This window comes from Taibaiella lutea, assembly GCF_008629695.1.
Taxonomy (GTDB): Bacteria; Bacteroidota; Bacteroidia; order Chitinophagales; family Chitinophagaceae; genus Taibaiella; species Taibaiella lutea.
In genome coordinates, this window is the sequence record NZ_VWSH01000001.1 from 1,468,646 (window position 1) to 1,484,743 (window position 16,098).

Annotated in this window: 19 protein-coding genes; 9 read left to right on the plus strand and 10 right to left on the minus strand. The window is 39.8% G+C overall.

Annotated features, from left to right (window positions below; genetic code table 11):
• Positions 1 to 48 precede the first annotated feature (48 nt).
• The 5 genes from rsmA (at position 49) to F0919_RS06310 (ending at position 3,212) form a co-directional block, all read left to right on the plus strand.
• Positions 49 to 819, plus strand: coding sequence for a 16S rRNA (adenine(1518)-N(6)/adenine(1519)-N(6))-dimethyltransferase RsmA (rsmA, locus tag F0919_RS06290; RefSeq protein WP_150031852.1), 771 nt, complete (start codon positions 49 to 51; stop codon positions 817 to 819).
• Positions 812 to 1,750: an NAD(P)-dependent oxidoreductase gene (locus tag F0919_RS06295; RefSeq protein ID WP_150031853.1), complete on the plus strand. Its 939-nt coding sequence runs from the start codon at positions 812 to 814 to the stop codon at positions 1,748 to 1,750. Before rsmA ends, F0919_RS06295 begins: the two co-directional genes overlap by 8 nt.
• Before the next feature lie 118 nt (positions 1,751 to 1,868).
• The gene (greA, locus tag F0919_RS06300; RefSeq protein WP_150031854.1) at positions 1,869 to 2,342 is read left to right on the plus strand and encodes a transcription elongation factor GreA; all 474 of its coding nucleotides are present in this window, start codon (positions 1,869 to 1,871) and stop codon (positions 2,340 to 2,342) included.
• 80 nt (positions 2,343 to 2,422) lie between these two features.
• Positions 2,423 to 2,812 carry an HIT family protein gene (locus F0919_RS06305; RefSeq protein ID WP_150031855.1) on the plus strand — a complete coding sequence of 130 codons (390 nt, stop codon included), beginning with the start codon at positions 2,423 to 2,425 and terminating at the stop codon, positions 2,810 to 2,812.
• Positions 2,813 to 2,828: 16 nt separating this feature from the next.
• Positions 2,829 to 3,212 (plus strand): ribosomal maturation YjgA family protein, encoded by a 384-nt coding sequence (locus F0919_RS06310; RefSeq protein WP_150031856.1) that lies wholly within the window; start codon positions 2,829 to 2,831, stop codon positions 3,210 to 3,212.
• Positions 3,213 to 3,216: 4 nt separating this feature from the next.
• Here F0919_RS06310 and pnuC read toward each other — a convergent pair whose 3' ends face one another.
• On the minus strand, positions 3,217 to 3,864 hold the full coding sequence (gene pnuC / locus F0919_RS06315) for a nicotinamide riboside transporter PnuC (RefSeq protein ID WP_150031857.1): 648 nt from the start codon (positions 3,862 to 3,864) through the stop codon (positions 3,217 to 3,219).
• Positions 3,865 to 3,978: 114 nt separating this feature from the next.
• On the opposite strand from pnuC, the gene clpX reads away from it, so the two are divergent.
• Together clpX and F0919_RS06325 are read left to right on the plus strand one after the other, a co-directional pair.
• Complete coding sequence (gene clpX / locus F0919_RS06320) at positions 3,979 to 5,226, plus strand: ATP-dependent Clp protease ATP-binding subunit ClpX (protein ID WP_150031858.1); 1,248 nt, start codon at positions 3,979 to 3,981, stop codon at positions 5,224 to 5,226.
• 107 nt (positions 5,227 to 5,333) lie between these two features.
• Positions 5,334 to 5,570, plus strand: coding sequence for a hypothetical protein (locus F0919_RS06325; RefSeq protein WP_150031859.1), 237 nt, complete (start codon positions 5,334 to 5,336; stop codon positions 5,568 to 5,570).
• A 135-nt stretch (positions 5,571 to 5,705) separates the two neighbouring features.
• Here the strand turns inward: F0919_RS06325 and F0919_RS06330 are convergent, their stop codons facing one another.
• From F0919_RS06330 to F0919_RS06370, 9 genes are all read right to left on the minus strand, one after another.
• Positions 5,706 to 6,755, minus strand: coding sequence for an aldo/keto reductase (locus tag F0919_RS06330; RefSeq protein WP_150031860.1), 1,050 nt, complete (start codon positions 6,753 to 6,755; stop codon positions 5,706 to 5,708).
• Between the two features lie 129 nt (positions 6,756 to 6,884).
• Entirely contained in the window at positions 6,885 to 8,105 is a 1,221-nt protein-coding gene (locus F0919_RS06335) for a beta-ketoacyl-[acyl-carrier-protein] synthase family protein (protein WP_150031861.1), read from the minus strand.
• A 48-nt stretch (positions 8,106 to 8,153) separates the two neighbouring features.
• A complete protein-coding gene (locus F0919_RS06340) occupies positions 8,154 to 9,401 on the minus strand; it encodes an ABC transporter permease (protein WP_150031862.1) in 1,248 nt (415 codons plus the stop codon).
• 84 nt (positions 9,402 to 9,485) lie between these two features.
• A complete protein-coding gene (locus F0919_RS06345; RefSeq protein WP_190277289.1) occupies positions 9,486 to 9,908 on the minus strand; it encodes an OmpA family protein in 423 nt (140 codons plus the stop codon).
• Between the two features lie 134 nt (positions 9,909 to 10,042).
• Positions 10,043 to 10,738 carry a response regulator transcription factor gene (locus tag F0919_RS06350; protein WP_150031864.1) on the minus strand — a complete coding sequence of 232 codons (696 nt, stop codon included), beginning with the start codon at positions 10,736 to 10,738 and terminating at the stop codon, positions 10,043 to 10,045.
• Positions 10,739 to 10,740: 2 nt separating this feature from the next.
• On the minus strand, positions 10,741 to 12,024 hold the full coding sequence (locus F0919_RS06355; protein WP_150031865.1) for a sensor histidine kinase: 1,284 nt from the start codon (positions 12,022 to 12,024) through the stop codon (positions 10,741 to 10,743).
• A gap of 141 nt (positions 12,025 to 12,165) precedes the next feature.
• Positions 12,166 to 12,939, minus strand: a complete 774-nt coding sequence (locus tag F0919_RS06360) for an alpha/beta fold hydrolase (RefSeq protein WP_150031866.1) — start codon at positions 12,937 to 12,939, stop codon at positions 12,166 to 12,168.
• A 39-nt stretch (positions 12,940 to 12,978) separates the two neighbouring features.
• On the minus strand, positions 12,979 to 14,175 hold the full coding sequence (locus F0919_RS06365) for a lipoprotein N-acyltransferase Lnb domain-containing protein (protein ID WP_150031867.1): 1,197 nt from the start codon (positions 14,173 to 14,175) through the stop codon (positions 12,979 to 12,981).
• A 52-nt stretch (positions 14,176 to 14,227) separates the two neighbouring features.
• Positions 14,228 to 14,701, minus strand: a complete 474-nt coding sequence (locus F0919_RS06370; protein WP_150031868.1) for a GAF domain-containing protein — start codon at positions 14,699 to 14,701, stop codon at positions 14,228 to 14,230.
• Positions 14,702 to 14,868: 167 nt separating this feature from the next.
• On the opposite strand from F0919_RS06370, the gene F0919_RS06375 reads away from it, so the two are divergent.
• Entirely contained in the window at positions 14,869 to 15,219 is a 351-nt protein-coding gene (locus tag F0919_RS06375; protein ID WP_235903467.1) for a DUF983 domain-containing protein, read from the plus strand.
• Between the two features lie 59 nt (positions 15,220 to 15,278).
• Entirely contained in the window at positions 15,279 to 16,064 is a 786-nt protein-coding gene (locus tag F0919_RS06380) for an SDR family oxidoreductase (protein WP_150031870.1), read from the plus strand.
• Positions 16,065 to 16,098: the final 34 nt, after the last annotated feature.

Here is a 16,098-nt window from a genome sequence, read left to right on the forward strand (position 1 = left end):
AATTAACAAAATAAGCAACAGCTACCAATTTCTATAAAATAACCATCAATGGCATTAACGCTAAAAAAGAGTTTGGGGCAACATTTTCTGCATGATGAAAACATGTGCAGAAAAATCGTGGAGCAGGTAAATCGTTTCAATAATTTGCAATTATTGGAGATTGGCCCCGGTGGCGGCGCTATTACCAAATATTTGCTGCAATGGGAAAATACCAATTACAAAGCCATTGAAGTGGATGATGAAAAGGTGGAATATCTCCCCAAAGCATTTCCTGCTATTGAAGGCAAACTGATTCACAAAGATTTCCTGAAAGCAGATAAACCATTTGAAGGTCATTTTTCCATCATCGGCAATTTTCCTTACAATATTTCTACGCAAATACTGTTTAAGATATTGGATTGGGAAGAAGAAGTGGATGAAGTAATCGGAATGTTTCAGAAAGAAGTAGCACAAAGAGTTGCATCGAAAGAAGGTAGTAAAGTTTATGGCATTTTGAGTGTGCTGATACAAGCATTTTTCACAACCGAATATTTGTTTGACGTTCCGCCGGGATGTTTCAACCCGCCGCCGAAAGTGATGTCTGGCATTTTGAAAATGACGAATGCACAAAACCCTTACAAGATTGAAGACAAAAAGGTTTTTCTGAGAATAGTGAAGGCGGCATTTAATCAGAGAAGAAAAATGCTGCGCAATGCGTTAAAAGGTATCTTCAGTCCTGAAGCGCTGGAACAGGATATTTTTACTAAAAGAGCAGAGCAATTGTTGGTGACTGATTTCGTGGGCTTGTATAACGATTTTATAAATCAAAAGAATGGGTAGGAAAGTACTGATTGCAGCACCTGTACACAATGTTTTACTGGAAACATTGCAGACGTTGGGCTATGAATATGATTATAAAGAAGAAACGACACAGCAACAGGCTTTGGAAATTGTTGGGGATTATGAAGGTGTTATTACTTCCACAAGATTGAATATTGACAAGACCTTCATTGATAAAGCCACAAAACTGAAATGGGTGGGGCGCATGGGTTCAGGCATGGAAATTATTGATGTGTCTTATGCGGAATCAAAAGGAATTCAATGTTTCAGCAGTCCGGAAGGTAATGCCAATGCAGTAGCGGAACAGGCATTGGGAATGCTTTTGGCCTTACAGCATAAGATTTTCAGCTCACATACTGAAATGCAGCAAGGTATCTGGCTCAGGGAAGAAAACAGAGGTACAGAAATTGAAGGGTTAACCGCAGGTATTATCGGTTATGGAAACAACGGGAGTGCTTTTGCAAAAAAACTAAAAACATCAGGGCTGAAGATTCTGGCTTTGGATAAATACAGAAATGATTTTGAAGAAGAAGGCATCACCGAATGTAAATCCATAGAACCGATTTGGGAACAAGCCGACATTATAAGTTTTCATTTGCCCTTGACAACGGAAACCCAGTATTATTTTGATGAAGGATTTCTGAACAGGATGCAAAAGCCGTTTACTTTATTAAACCTTTCCAGAGGTAAAGTTGTGGAACAGGCAAGTTTATATACCGGATTAAAATCGGGCAAAATAAAAGGTGCAGCTTTAGATGTGTGGGAAATGGAACCTGTCGGAAAAATGGAAGGTGTAATGAAATTACAATTAGAAGAAATGTTGCAAATGCCTAACTTTATCGCAACACCTCATATAGGCGGTTATACCGTTCAGGCGCTTTATAAAATGAGTTATTTTTTGGTTGAAAAAATAAAAAAAGCCGTTTTATAGTCCCGTTTTATCATTTTGGATTTTCAAATTAATTACTTACCTTTGAAATGCACATGCAACGCATCCTCGTCGGATGCGTTGCATGTTTCTTTTAATATCAACTAAAACTACATACGACATGGCAGATATAAACTATGTTACGAAAGAAACTTTGGATCACATGAGAGATGAACTTACCCAATTGAAAACTGCGGGTAGAGCGGAGATTGCAAGAGCTATTGCCGAAGCGCGTGAAAAAGGTGACTTGAAGGAGAACGCAGAATATGATGCAGCGAAAGAGGCACAAGGTTACCATGAAGCAAAAATTGCACAACTGGAAACAGCAGTTATCAATTCCCGCATTATAAATATGAAGGATATTGATACAAGCAAAGTATCTATTTTGAGCAAGGTTAAAATTACAAACACGAAAACCAAAAAGTCATTTGAATATCAGATTGTTTCTGAAACAGAAGCCGATTTAAAATCAGGCAAAATATCAGTAGGTTCTCCGATTGCCAAAGGATTGCTTGGCAAGTCGGTGGGCGAAACTGCTGAAATTGAAGCCCCATCAGGAAAAATGAAATTCAAGATCGATTCTATCGGAATCTAATCTTTGATTAGAAACATTTTATAAACAAAGAGTCTCGTTTGAGGCTCTTTTGTATTTTTGTAAATATCAGCACATTCCTCATGACTATATTTTCAAAAATAATTGCCGGCGAAATACCATCTTATAAAATAGCAGAGAATGACAAGTTCTATGCCTTTCTGGATATTTTTCCATTAATGGAAGGACATACGTTGGTCATTCCTAAAATAGAGGTAGATAAGATATTTGATCTGGATGATGAAACGATTGCCGCATTTATTGTTTTTGCAAAAAAGATTGGCAAAGCCATAGAAAAAGCATTTGATTGTAACCGTTGCGGCATCAATGTAGTAGGCCTTGAAGTGCCGCATGCGCATATCCACCTTATTCCCATCAATCAGCCTTCTGATATGAATATAGCCAATCCGAAACTGAAACTGACAGAGCAGGAGTTTAAAGCTATACAGCAAAAGATTATAGACGCTTTGTAATTCGTCTTTCATAAACATGCTCCGATTTCATAAAGGCTATTTCCTGCTTGCGGCTGTCATTTTCATAACCGAAGTATGCATCGCTGTATTTTTGCATGACCGCATTGTGCGACCTTACATCGGCGATGTTTTAGTAGTAGTATTGATTTATTGCTTTGTAAGGACATTTTTCAATTTCAGTAAAGCAGCAGTTGCTATAGGCGTGCTTTTATTTGCTTTTATGGTAGAATTTGCACAGGCCTTTTTACTCGTAAACAAGCTGGGCCTGGGGCATTCCCGCATCGCAAGAATAATACTCGGCACTTCTTTTTCATGGACAGATATGCTTACTTATATTGCCGGCATTGCAATTGTGTCAGGTGTAGAATATTACAGAGAAAGAAAAAAGTTTCAGCCTTGAATTTTTATCGGTTCATTTGAATATCAAATGAACCCAAGGCAGTTTCTGTATTTTCGGCTTTCATAATGCGCTTCCATTTAAAATAGCCGAAAACCGCGACTATAAATAAAACAATTGTCAGCAAAGCATAAATCGAAAGCCCTTTGTAAAACAATAAAGGAATAGCCACAATATTGGAGATATTCAATAAAATCCAGTTTTCCAGCTTACGCCTTGCCAGTAAATACATGCCCGACCATGCAGTTGCAGATACAAATGCATCCATAATAGGAACGGGAGAATCTGTAAAGTTCTTCAGTATCAGGAATATCATCACAAAACCACCCAAGCAGATAGCAGTAACAATTCCCCAGTCTTTTGGGTTTGCCTTTGTGATTGGCAAATGTGTGGATGTCCTGGTTCGTTTTTGCCATTGTATCCAACCCCAGATGCTCATGATGAAATAGTAGGCGCTCAATCCTGATTCTGCATACAGCTTACTTTCATACATCAGAAAAATAGACAGGCAGCAGGAAATAATGCCGGCAGGATACAATAAAACATTGTTTCTGTAAGATAACAGGACCTCTGTTACACCAAATACTACTGAGACGATTTCTATTATCCGTTGCCAGTGAAGCACAATATAATCAAGCATTTCTTGCCAATTCATGTTGCGAAAATACATGCTTAAACTTTATTAGCAAGATGCCAACAAACATTTGACAATTCTACACAAACTTTAAATTCGTACCTTTGTATGCTTAATAACAGTGGATAAATTATAATGGCTAAACAAAATAACTCAAGAAAATGTTCCTTTTGCGGAAAGCCCGAAAGTCAGGCAGCATTGCTGATTACGGGACTGGAAGGTAATATCTGTGATGAATGTGCGGAACAGGCTCACTTAATGGTTTCAGATTCAGGCGCCCAGACTAAGAAATCGACCAATACAAAGTACGATGTAAATAAGCATAAAGTTTACAAACCAAAGGAAATAGCTGAATTTTTAGGTCAATATATCATTGGTCAGGATGATGCCAAGAAAGTAATGGCGGTTGCGATGTACAATCACTACAAAAGATTGATGCATCCGGTAACAGATGATGTTGAGATTGAAAAATCAAATATCATCATGGTAGGTGAAACAGGAACCGGCAAAACACTATTGGCAAAAACCGTAGCACGTATCCTGCAAGTGCCTTTTGCTATTGCTGATGCAACCGTTTTTACGCAGGCAGGTTACGTAGGCGAAGATGTGGAAAGCATTTTGTCCCGCTTATTACAGGCATGTGATTACGATGTGGCTGCTGCCGAAAAAGGTATTGTTTATATTGACGAGATAGACAAAATCGGCCGTAAGAGCGATAACCCTTCTATAACGCGTGATGTAAGCGGAGAAGGCGTACAACAGGCTTTGCTGAAATTACTGGAAGGCTCTGAAGTACTGGTTCCACCACAGGGCGGCCGTAAGCATCCGGAACAAAAATTACTGAAGGTAAACACACAAAACATCCTGTTCATTTGTGGCGGCGCTTTTGAAGGCATTGACAAAATGATTTCCCGTAGAATGGAAGCATCTACTATCGGGTTCAAAAATATGGATCAGAAGGACAAACTGGACAGAACCAATCTGCTGCAATATGTGAATCCGCAGGATTTACGCACTTTCGGACTGATTCCGGAATTATTGGGGCGTTTGCCTGTCGTAACTTATCTGAATCCTTTGGATAAAGAAACTTTACGCCGCATTCTTACCGAGCCTAAAAATGCTTTGATCCGTCAATACAAACGTTTGTTCGAATACGAAAACATCAAATTGGAAATTGATGACGATGCTTTGGATTATATGGTGGATAAAGCTTTCACTTATAAATTGGGCGGCCGCGGTTTAAGGACTATTTGCGAAATGATTCTGACAGATGCCATGTTTGAATTGCCTTCCGAAAACCATAACGGCAAATTCCATCTAACACTGGATTATGCAAAGGCAAAACTGGAACATGCGAAGCTGGAGTATATGAAAGCAGCGTAGAAAACACTAAGAACAAGTTTCAAAATTCAAATTCCAAATAGCAGGAATCAAAAATTTAAAAACACGGTATCTAAAATCTAACTTTTAATATCTAACATCTGATAACAATGCAAGAGCTGATAAACACTATAAAAGAAAAAGCAAATCTTTCGGAAGAAGATGCAACCAAAGCGGCTCAGGCTGCTGTCGATTTTGTAAAGTCTAAAGTGCCTCCTTTTTTTGCCGATAAAATTGAAGAGCTAATCAATGGCAAATTTGACCTGGGCGCTATGATGGGCGGCTTTGGCGGCGGGAATGCCGGTGAAAGTCCTTTGGATAAATTAGGAAGTATGTTCGGAAAATAATTTCTCTTTGAACTTAACTTATAGAAAGAGCCGGAACTTTTATCAAGTTCCGGCTCTTTCTTGTTTTATCGCTAAATGTTTTTAATGCAGCACCGAAAATCATTCCATATTATAAACATTCAACAATTCAGCAATTTAACCATTTAAATGTCCATACAAATTAGCTGCTGTATTAAATTCAGGGTTGGAGCTTTGATGCCAATAGGGATAAACAGGAGGCACCGCACTTGCTGCATCCAGTTTTTGCACCTGTGCTTTATTCAGGTTCCACCCTACTGCTTCAAGGTTTTGTTTCAGCTGTTCTTCATTTCTTGCGCCAATGATAATATTGGAAACAGTCGGCCTTTGTAACAACCAGTTTAAAGCTACCTGCGGAATCGTCTTGCCTGTTTCTTCCGACACTTCCTGCAACGCATCCACAATATCATAAAGCAATTCAGGATCGGCTTCGGGACCATGACTTCCTAATTGACTGAAGCGGCTGCCCGCAGGAGGTACAGGATTTTTACGGTTTATCTTGCCCGACAATTGACCTCCCGAAAGCGGACTCCAGATAATGCTGCCTACTCCCTGATCTATTCCCAAAGGCATTAACTCCCATTCGTATTCCCGGTTCAATAAAGAATAATAAACCTGATGCGCGATATATCTCGACCAGCCATGTTTTTCAGATGCAGAAAGTGATTTCATTAAATGCCATCCGGAAAAATTGGAACAGGCTATGTATCTGATCTTACCGCTCTGAACCAAATCGTCCAAAGCCCTTAAAGTCTCTTCCACCGGAGTATTTGCATCAAAGCCATGCATGTGGTACACATCAATATGGTCGACCCCTAAACGTTTCAGGCTATCTTCACAACTCTTTATAATATTCAGACGTGATGAACCATAATCGTTCACGTCCTCACCCATTTTAAAAGTGCTTTTTGTGGAGATCAATACTTTCTGTTGCAACCCTTTTATAGCTTCGCCCAGAATTTCTTCTGCCAGACCTTTTGAATAAATATTGGCGGTATCAAAAAAGTTAACGCCCGCATCAAGACAGAGATTTACCATTTTACGCGCTTCCGAAGCCTGTGTGCCGCCCCATGCCTTAAAGAAATCGCCGCTGCCGCCAAAAGTTGCCGTTCCGAAGCTTAGTACCGGCACGCGTAATCCGGAGTTTCCTAATTGTCTGTATTCCATCTATTATTGTTTATCGTTTTGAAAATCAGAAGACAAATGTAGGCGGCAATATCGAAGGCAGTACTAAAGAAATATTTATGTGGTGTTAGAAAGCGTTGATAGAGAATAATTCTATTTACTGCAAAAAGCTTATCCTTTCCATTTCCTCACAATCAAAGAAGAATTAGTCCCGCCAAACCCAAACGAATTGGAAAGAAAAGTATCAAATCCCTGCTCTAATGTTTCCGGCAGAATATTAATCTTGGCAGAATGTTCGTCGGGATTATGAAAATTAATATTGGGCGCCATAAAATCGTTTTGCATCATCAGTATGGAATACACAATTTCACTTGCACCGGCCATCCAGCATTCATGACCTGTCATGGATTTTGTGGAGCTTACCGGAGTTTGGTTTCCAAAGACTTCAAAAATGGCTTCAGCTTCGCTGCCGTCGCCGGCAGGTGTAGAGGTAGCATGTGCATTGACGTATTCAATATCTTTTGCCATCAAACCGGCATCTTTCAAAGTGCGGTGAATAGAGCGAACCTGACCATCCACGCTCGGGTTGGATATATGTTCGCCGTTGGAAGAAAAACCATAACCCAATACTTCCGCAATGATAGTAGCGCCACGTGCCTGGGCAGATTCAAGACTTTCAAGAATGACAGTTGCAGCCCCGCCACCAGGAACCAACCCGTCACGATCTCTGTCAAAAGGACGCGAAGCTAAAGTAGGCGAATCTTCACGCGTGGAAAAGGTTGCCAATGCATCAAAGTTCGGCATCGAATAATCGTTTATTTCCTGAGCGCCGCCACAGATAACCCTTTCCTGCATGCCATTTTTTATAAACATATAGCCCATCCCAATGGAATGCGACCCGCTTGCACAGGCAGCGCTGATGCTGAAATTAACGCCGCGCAATTTGAAGATAGTGGCAAGATTCATTGTAACAGTAGAATTCAATACCTGAAATACAGAACCGGAACCAATCATCATGGAATCTTTCTTTTCCCTCAATACATCCATCCCTTCAATTACCGATTTGGCGCAGCTGTCATTACCGTAAATAATACCGGTTTCATGCTTATGAATATCTTCCATGCTTAATCCTGCCTGCTGCAAAGCCTCGATAGTAGCCATGTAGGCAAATTCAGCCTGTTCTGGCATCATGATACGCGAACGCCGGTCCAACAAGCTTTTTAAATTAGGACGCTCTACAAACCCCGTCAGGGCCGACCTGTAACCCAATGCCTTGCGTTCAGGGCGGAAAATAATACCGGATTTACCTTCAAACAACGATTTTGTAACGGCTGCCTGCGAAGTGCCTAATGAAGAATAAATACCTACGCCTGTTATAACTACTCTGTTCATTGATGTTGATTTTCAATATTGATTTCAGGGATAAGCTGAAAGCAATAACTATTCATACCTTAAAGATTCGATAGGATCAAGTTTGGAAGCTTTTGCAGCAGGATAATAACCCGAAGCCAGCCCCACTATGCTACACAATATCAATCCGACAATAATCCAAAACCAAGGCACGATAAAGCCTACTTTCAGAAGCATGGCAACACCGTTACCAATCAGCATTCCAAATAAAATCCCGATTACGCCGCCGGCAATGCTTATCAAAATTGATTCTGTAAGGAATTGGTTTTTAATGGTACTGTTCATGGCTCCCAAAGCCTTGCTTACGCCTATTTCGCGTGTACGCTCCGCTACGGAAACCAACATGATATTCATTAATGCTATTGCAGCGCCCATAAGAGTAATAATAGCAATAAACAAAGCCGCGCCGGTTACTTTGCTGATATTTTCAACAACCATAGCAGCGAGGCTGTCGTTCTTGTTTATACCAAAGTTTGGTTCTCCGTTCAGCGGTATCTTACGTATAACCCTGAATACACCTTCCGCTTCGTCGGCTGCCACATCCATCGTTGCCACATTATGCACTTTCACATTAATGACAAATGAATTTTCGCCACCATAAACCGCCCTTGCGTTTTGCAGGGGTATAAAAACGTTGTTATCTGCATTTGAAATCATGCTGCTTCCCTTACTCGCGGCAACGCCTATGACTCTATATTTTGTCGCGCCTACAGTAACAACACTATTGATTGCATTTTGAATTTTACCGTTAAATAATTTACCGGCAATACTGCTTCCCAAGACACAAACATAACTTCCCGTAAAAATTTCATTGGAAGAAAAGTTGCGGCCTGCGTCGAGATCCGTAGATGAAATAACGGCATAACTTTCATCCACACCTTTTACCTCTATATTGGGATTTGTTTTTTGAGAGGCATATTTTACTGTGGCAGTACCGGTTCCGGTCATGGTTACGCCCACTTCTGCGGGAAAAGAATAGCGCTCTTTAAATTCGTGCGCGTCTTTATAGCTTATATTTCTCTGATCAACCGTGTAAACATTCAGGCCGCCTTTCCGCGATTTGCTTTTCAGGATTTCATTGGTAATCTCAAAAGTGTTGGCACCCATGCCGCTAAAATTGGAGTAGATGCTGGCTTTCAACCCTTCAATAGCCGTAAGCGTCCCTACAAGGGCCATCAAACCTAATGCAATAATGCCTACCGTAATTCCTGTACGCAGTTTATTGGTACGGATAGCACGATAGGCAAGCGTTGTATTAAATAGAATATTGTTGGCCATCCAATTCGTTTAAAATGATGTTGCGAATTTAAGCAAATGGCCGTGGTTTTTAAATGGTAATTTTGAACAAAGAACAATAATAGTCTATTCCTCCACTTTGTAGAGTACAAGAAATTCTACACGCCTGTTCCGCGCCTTACCTTCTTCTGTGGCATTGTCGCTTATCGGGTTATTGCTGCCATGCCCCCAAAAGGACAAACGTTGCCCGGGCACCTTATATATCATGAGCGCCGCACCTGCGGTATCGGCTCTTTCTTTTGATAATTTCCGGTTTGTTTCGGCGCTGCCGGTATTATCAGTGTACCCATTGATTAAAATATCCGTTTTTGAATATTTCAATAATACATTGGCAAACCGTTCCATTACGGGGAAAGTTTCCTTATTTATACCGGTGCCGCCTGTTTCAAATAAAAGATTACTGGGAAATAAAACCTTTAATGAATCATTGATAATGGTAACCTCAGCCTGGTTGATAGCTTTTTTTACATCAGCATAAGTATGTTCCATGTAAACATGCTTTTTCCTTGCCAACCGCTTCTGCGGATTACAAGAAAACAATAATGCTGTAAATAACATTAAAACAACAAAGACTATATACTTATGCATAAACTACATTTCTCATACACAAATATACCTCAAACTTATTTTGGCTGCAAAATAAGTTTGAAACCTACGCCATGTACAGTTGATAATTCCACGCCTTCAGCGTCTCTGAGATATTTTCTGATTTTGGTCATGAATACATCCATGCTACGGCCCAGGAAATAATCTTCTTTACCCCAAACGTTCATCAGCACATCTTCCCGTTTAACAACTGAATTGGCATGCTGGCAAAGGTATTGAAGCAAATCAGCTTCTTTTTGCGTAAGCTGTTGCTTATGTGTTCCGTCTATCAATAAAAGGTTATTGTAATCAAAAACCATGCTGCCCAATTCAAATTTTTCGGCAACATCGCTTGGCTTGGCTTTGGTATGTTTCAGGAAAACCTCAATCCGCAAAAGCAGTTCCTGCATATTGAAAGGTTTGGTGATATAATCATCGCCACCAGCTTTAAAGCCTGCAATCCTGTCTTCATCCATGCTTTTGGCGGTAAGAAAAAGAATCGGAATTTTATCGTTCTTCTTTCTGATTTGACCTGCCAGAGCCATGCCGTCTTTCTTTGGCAACATTACATCCAACAAACAGATATCAATATTATGACGCATAAACTGCTGCCAGCCATTTTCACCATCCGAACTAAAAATCACTTCATAACCATGTTCTTCGAGGTTATCTTTAATGACAAAACCAAGAGAACTATCGTCTTCGACTAAAAGTATTTTTGCTTTAGGTTGCATATCTATTTATTGTGTTTAATGATTTTAGGAAAAATGATGGAAAAAGTGCTTCCTTTTCCGAGTTTACTATTGCAATTTATTACGCCTCCATGTGCCTTTACTATAATTCTGACGTAATTAAGCCCCAATCCAAAGCCTTTTACGTCATGTATATTACCCGTTGGAACACGGTAGAATTTTTTAAATAACATTTTCTGATGTGTTACATCGATTCCGATGCCGTTATCCGAAACGTCAATTTGTATCTGCTTATTATTTTCCTTTAAAGAAATATTTATTTCAGGCTTTTCTTCCGCATATTTCAACGCATTATCAATAAGGTTACTGATTACGTTTTTAAGATGCAACTTATCTCCTGAATATTTAACCGGTTCATTAGGAAGATGTAAGTGTAGTGCTGCTTCCTTTTTTAATAACAGATTTTCAAAACTGGTAACTGTTTCCTTTAATAAATCCTGCCAGATAAGGGGCTGCGACCTTAATTGAATCTCACCTTTTTCGGCATGTGCCATTTGCAGAACGCGCTCCACCTGCAAAGCCAGTTGCGATGCTTCATTATCAATAATAGTAGCGTAATTTAAAAGGCGTTGCGGTTTATGAACAATGTCAGGATTTTTCAGGACTTCTGCAGACAATTGTATGGTAGCCAAAGGTGTCTTAAACTCATGTGTCATATTGTTGACAAAATCCTTTTGCACTTCGCTCAGGCGTTTTTGCTTTAAAATCACGAAAACAACATATCCCAAAAATACCAAAACACATAATAAAACCAAAGAAGACAATATCCAGATGGACAGGCGGGAAGCCACAAAATTCTGGCGATGAGGGAAATAAACGCCAAAATAATAATTGTTCCGTGTCATATCAGGGAAATGCAGCGTTGGCGTAAACCGCTCTGCATTGCCGCTCATCTGAACATAATGATAATTCATCACTTTATCGCTCATGCAATCATACATACCAAATTCAAAATCGGTAATGATATTGCGCTTTTCAAACTCGACTCTCAGAAAATGGCTTAATACTTCTGCATCCACGTGGTCGTTAATCTGAACAATGAAATATTCCGGCTCAATCTGATCCACTACATTATAGACCATCGGCTGAATCATTTTCATCTCCCAAATCTGCATGGCAACATTGCGAAGTGCATTGTTTACATTCAGATTGAACTCTTTTTCTTCCAAATCATAGGCGCGCTTCACCCAATAGGCTTGTGTAGCAATAATACCCGCAGCTGATAATAATGCCAGTAAAAAAATCAACCTGATTGCCCTGTTCTTCATATCTCTTAACAAATGTAAATGTTAACGCAATGCGATGCGCAATATATTTCCATATTCACAAATCGTTAAAAACAAAAAGAGATGCCGTTTTTTTATAAACAGCATCTCTTTCAACATTATTTTTCTTCTTTCGGGCGAAAATCAATAACACAATTCCATAAAAGCAATTAAATCGCTTGTCAGCCGCTGCGGCATTTCCACAAAACTCATATGACCACAAGGCTTATAAATACTAACGCTATTCGTTTTTGCCTGATGGCATTGTTCCATAGCATCTTTCATGGGCGTAGCATTATCATGATTGCCAATAATCCATTGAACAGGGAAATCCAATTTTTCCAACAAAGCAGTTCTATCTGTGCGAAACATAATAGCAGTGTAAAAATCACTCAATTGCGCTGTCGACAGTCTCATACCATTTGAAACAACAGCTTCCAACGCCTCAGAATGTTGTTCTGCAAATCCACCATCAAAAAGATTTTGAGCCATTCCTTTCAGAAACATCCTCTTTTCAGCTTCGCCTTTCTGCATTAATGCAATCGATTTCCGGCGCAGTTCTTTCTTTTCGTCGTTATCAGCTGAAGCCAAGGAATGAATCAAAGAAATACCTTGTATCCGTTCCGGGAAAATATTGGCACATTCCATAGTTGTATATCCACCCATAGAGTGTCCGGCTAATACAGCCTTTTCAACACCTTCTTTGTCCAGCATAGCTTTGATCTCCAATGCCATCAGTTCCATTGTAAGCGGCCGGTTTAAAGACATGCTTTTACCCGCTCCCGGTAAATCAGGAAGGAATACACGGAATCTTTTAGTCAATTCAGGAAGTATGGGGTTCCATGCGGTACTATCATTTGGGAATCCATGAATTAATACCAATGGGTTACCCTGGCCTTGTATGCTATAATGAATCATGAATTAAAAGTCAAAAGTCAGAAAGGGGAACAATATCCTTTAATCTTTGTTCGCTTTTGGTGCAGGAACGTTTCGTTTATACATATCTACATAAACATACATCATCGCCAATAACAATGGCGAAATCTCAATCAGCGGCATTTGCTGAAACCCGATAAGATGTACTATCAAAGCCACTATCAATAAACTTATAGCTGCCAATGCGTATATACGTAACCAAAAACTTTGCTTATGTGCAAAGAAAGCGGCAAATGCATTTAATGGCAATGCCCAGAGAATATTGTAGTTATCAGAACATCCCTGATTGTCCGTACCAAGCCACATAAACAATATAAACAACCCTAACAGTCCGGTAATGAATAGCAACACAAATCGCATAAAGGATTTCAGGTAATGGAAAGCCGGAATCAGAAAAGCAAGTACGGTAAGTATCAATATGCCAATCATAGTCCACAAAGGCCCGTTCAATGTTGATTGATAAATATGTTTATGTGCTAAAATAACCTGGTCTGAACCTACGATATGTTCATTTTTATATTTGGCATGTTCCAGTCCTTTGTGTAAAAAATCAGGCAAAAACATCACGCCATCTTCTGACATAGTACTGTCAATGCGGCTACCAAGCAATAAATCAATACCGAAACGTTCCCAATGTTTATTCATCAGATACTGATTAATGATATTACGGTAAGTAATTTTCTTTCCGGTAAGAATGTCACCGAAATAAAATTCTTCGCCCAACACTTTCGGAAAAATATCGCGTACTCTGGTGCAGCAATTATCCCACATGAAATCATACTTGTAAGCCCTGTTTTCAGGCTTCAGGTTGTTTTCCAGATAGGCGAGAATCTTCAATTTATGCACTGCGCTTAAATTCATTACCTGCTCTTCCACATTCCTCTTTTCTTCAATATAAGTATACATGAAGTCATTATAAGAACCTTTGTCCAGATAATAAGGCAATTTGCCTAACACAAATTTTTTATAAAAATGAGGGTCGCCGAAATCGAAAGTGCCGTAGTTATAAACATCGTCCGTATGATGAACGCTATCAATCACACGAACACCTGTATGCCCGAAAGACGAATACAATTCATCGCCGACACCGCATGTAAGAATGCTGATTCTTATATGGCTTGTATCGTCCTGAACAAGCACCAGCGTATCATCAGCATTATGCGCAAACATGGCAAATGAAAAGAAGCAAAAAATAACCGAAACGATATAACGCATCATGAATTGAATATTGAAATCATTAATTAAGGCTGCAAAGGTATTGCACAAATGTTTAGATGGAAATTAATCGTACTAAACGTTCCAGATATAACTTGTCGGTATCGTCAAAATGATTCAGCAATTCACTGTCAACATCAAGCACAGCAACTACTTCGCTGCCTTTAACTACAGGAACCACAATTTCCGATCTGGACAAGCTGCTGCAGGCAATATGCCCCGGAAACTGTTCAACATCCGGAACCACAATCGTTTCAGCTTTCTCCCAACTCGCACCGCATACTCCTTTACCTTTCCGGATGCGCGTACAGGCCAATGGTCCCTGAAAAGGCCCCAATACCAATTCGTCTTGTTTCACCAAATAGAATCCGACCCACCACCAGTTGAATTGCGTTTTCAACATTGCCGCAATGTTCGCAAGATTAGCTATTACATCTGTTTCTGTCGAAATTATAGCTTCTATCTGAGGCAACAATGCTTCGTACTGTTCTGTTTTTGTCCCTGTTATCACATTCAAATCTTCTGCCATTCTATATTGTATTTCAGTTTGTAAAAATTTTGTTTGAGTTACAAATTTGAAACAAAAAGACGGAATATAGATACCTTTGCCATCAAATTCCAGATACGATGACGCATAAACCGGGTTTAATTTCCAGCATCTTAGGCATGAAATGTCCTAATTGCCGAAAAGGGGCTATGTTTTGCAATAAAAGTATTTTCCCGTTAAAAGAAATGATGCAGATGCCTAAAAACTGTGCTGAGTGCGGGCAGAAAATGGAATTGGAAATTGGTTTTTATTACGGCACCGGTTATGTAAGCTATGGTCTTTCCGTAGCTATTGCCGTTTTTAATATAGTATGGTATGCTGTTCTTGTTGGTTTTTCATGGAAAGACAATAGCGTATGGTGGTATTTAGGTATTACCGTCGGTATGCTGATATTATTGCAACCTTGGCTGATGCGGCTTTCACGGGTCATCTATTTATATATGTTTGTAAAATACGGCAGTAATTCAGGCAGGTTTGAACAAAGGACCAATAGTGAATGAGGGTTAGTCTCATTTTCAAGCTTTTTGAATTTTAATTTTGACTTTTTAATTTATAAGAAATGCAATTATCATTAACCGGCAAACATGCATTGATCGGTGGCAGCACACAAGGCATCGGCCTTGCCATTGCACAGGAACTGGCTTTATTGGGGGCAACCTGCACTTTAATCTCAAGGAATGAAAGTTCTCTGCAAAAAGCTGTTACAACATTAAATACAGATCAACAACAACAGCATGACTATCTGGTAGCGGATTACAGCAACTATGAAGAAGTAAAAGAAGTTGTTGCAGCTTATGTTGCAAAGAATAACATACACATCTTAATTAATAACAGCGGCGGCCCGGCAGCCGGCCCTATTACGGAAGCTACGCCGGAAGCATTTTTCAGCGCATTCCAGCAGCATCTTATCTGTAATCAATTGATCACACAACTGGTTATTCCCGGTATGAAAACCGATAATTATGGCCGTATCGTTAATGTCATTTCAACTTCCGTAAAAATTCCGTTGAAGGGATTAGGCGTAAGCAATACGATTCGTGGAGCGGTGGCATCCTGGGCAAAAACGATGTCGAACGAATTAGCTCCTTTTGGCATTACAGTAAACAATATTTTACCCGGCGCTACAGCCACCGCGAGATTAGAGACAATTGTAAATAATAAGTCTGCAAAAACGGGTCATGCAAAAGATGCGGTGGAACAGGAGATGATAGATGAAATACCGATGAAGCGTTTTGGTCAACCGGGTGAAATAGGTGCTGTTGCAGCGTTCCTTACGACACCTGCGGCTGCTTATCTTACGGGTGTTAGTATTCCTGTAGATGGTGGCAGGACAGGAAGTCTATAAATAATTAAGTGCCTGATTCTAATATCTGACATCT

Excerpts from the sequence above, each read along its gene's own strand:
- F0919_RS06370 (WP_150031868.1), bottom strand. The coding sequence starts at position 14,701 with ATGGCAGAAGATTTGAATGTGATAACAGGGACAAAAACAGAACAGTAC.
- F0919_RS06330 (WP_150031860.1), bottom strand. The coding sequence starts at position 6,755 with ATGGAATACAGACAATTAGGAAACTCCGGATTACGCGTGCCGGTACTA.
- F0919_RS06350 (WP_150031864.1), bottom strand. The coding sequence starts at position 10,738 with ATGCAACCTAAAGCAAAAATACTTTTAGTCGAAGACGATAGTTCTCTT.
- F0919_RS06325 (WP_150031859.1), top strand. The coding sequence starts at position 5,334 with ATGCAAGAGCTGATAAACACTATAAAAGAAAAAGCAAATCTTTCGGAA.
- F0919_RS06365 (WP_150031867.1), bottom strand. The coding sequence starts at position 14,175 with ATGATGCGTTATATCGTTTCGGTTATTTTTTGCTTCTTTTCATTTGCC.
- pnuC (WP_150031857.1), bottom strand. The coding sequence starts at position 3,864 with ATGAATTGGCAAGAAATGCTTGATTATATTGTGCTTCACTGGCAACGG.
- F0919_RS06295 (WP_150031853.1), top strand. The coding sequence starts at position 812 with ATGGGTAGGAAAGTACTGATTGCAGCACCTGTACACAATGTTTTACTG.
- F0919_RS06380 (WP_150031870.1), top strand. The coding sequence starts at position 15,279 with ATGCAATTATCATTAACCGGCAAACATGCATTGATCGGTGGCAGCACA.
- F0919_RS06340 (WP_150031862.1), bottom strand. The coding sequence starts at position 9,401 with ATGGCCAACAATATTCTATTTAATACAACGCTTGCCTATCGTGCTATC.
- F0919_RS06355 (WP_150031865.1), bottom strand. The coding sequence starts at position 12,024 with ATGAAGAACAGGGCAATCAGGTTGATTTTTTTACTGGCATTATTATCA.
- rsmA (WP_150031852.1), top strand. The coding sequence starts at position 49 with ATGGCATTAACGCTAAAAAAGAGTTTGGGGCAACATTTTCTGCATGAT.
- F0919_RS06335 (WP_150031861.1), bottom strand. The coding sequence starts at position 8,105 with ATGAACAGAGTAGTTATAACAGGCGTAGGTATTTATTCTTCATTAGGC.
- F0919_RS06360 (WP_150031866.1), bottom strand. The coding sequence starts at position 12,939 with ATGATTCATTATAGCATACAAGGCCAGGGTAACCCATTGGTATTAATT.
- F0919_RS06305 (WP_150031855.1), top strand. The coding sequence starts at position 2,423 with ATGACTATATTTTCAAAAATAATTGCCGGCGAAATACCATCTTATAAA.
- greA (WP_150031854.1), top strand. The coding sequence starts at position 1,869 with ATGGCAGATATAAACTATGTTACGAAAGAAACTTTGGATCACATGAGA.
- F0919_RS06375 (WP_235903467.1), top strand. The coding sequence starts at position 14,869 with ATGTTTTGCAATAAAAGTATTTTCCCGTTAAAAGAAATGATGCAGATG.
- clpX (WP_150031858.1), top strand. The coding sequence starts at position 3,979 with ATGGCTAAACAAAATAACTCAAGAAAATGTTCCTTTTGCGGAAAGCCC.
- F0919_RS06345 (WP_190277289.1), bottom strand. The coding sequence starts at position 9,908 with ATGGAACATACTTATGCTGATGTAAAAAAAGCTATCAACCAGGCTGAG.
- F0919_RS06310 (WP_150031856.1), top strand. The coding sequence starts at position 2,829 with ATGCTCCGATTTCATAAAGGCTATTTCCTGCTTGCGGCTGTCATTTTC.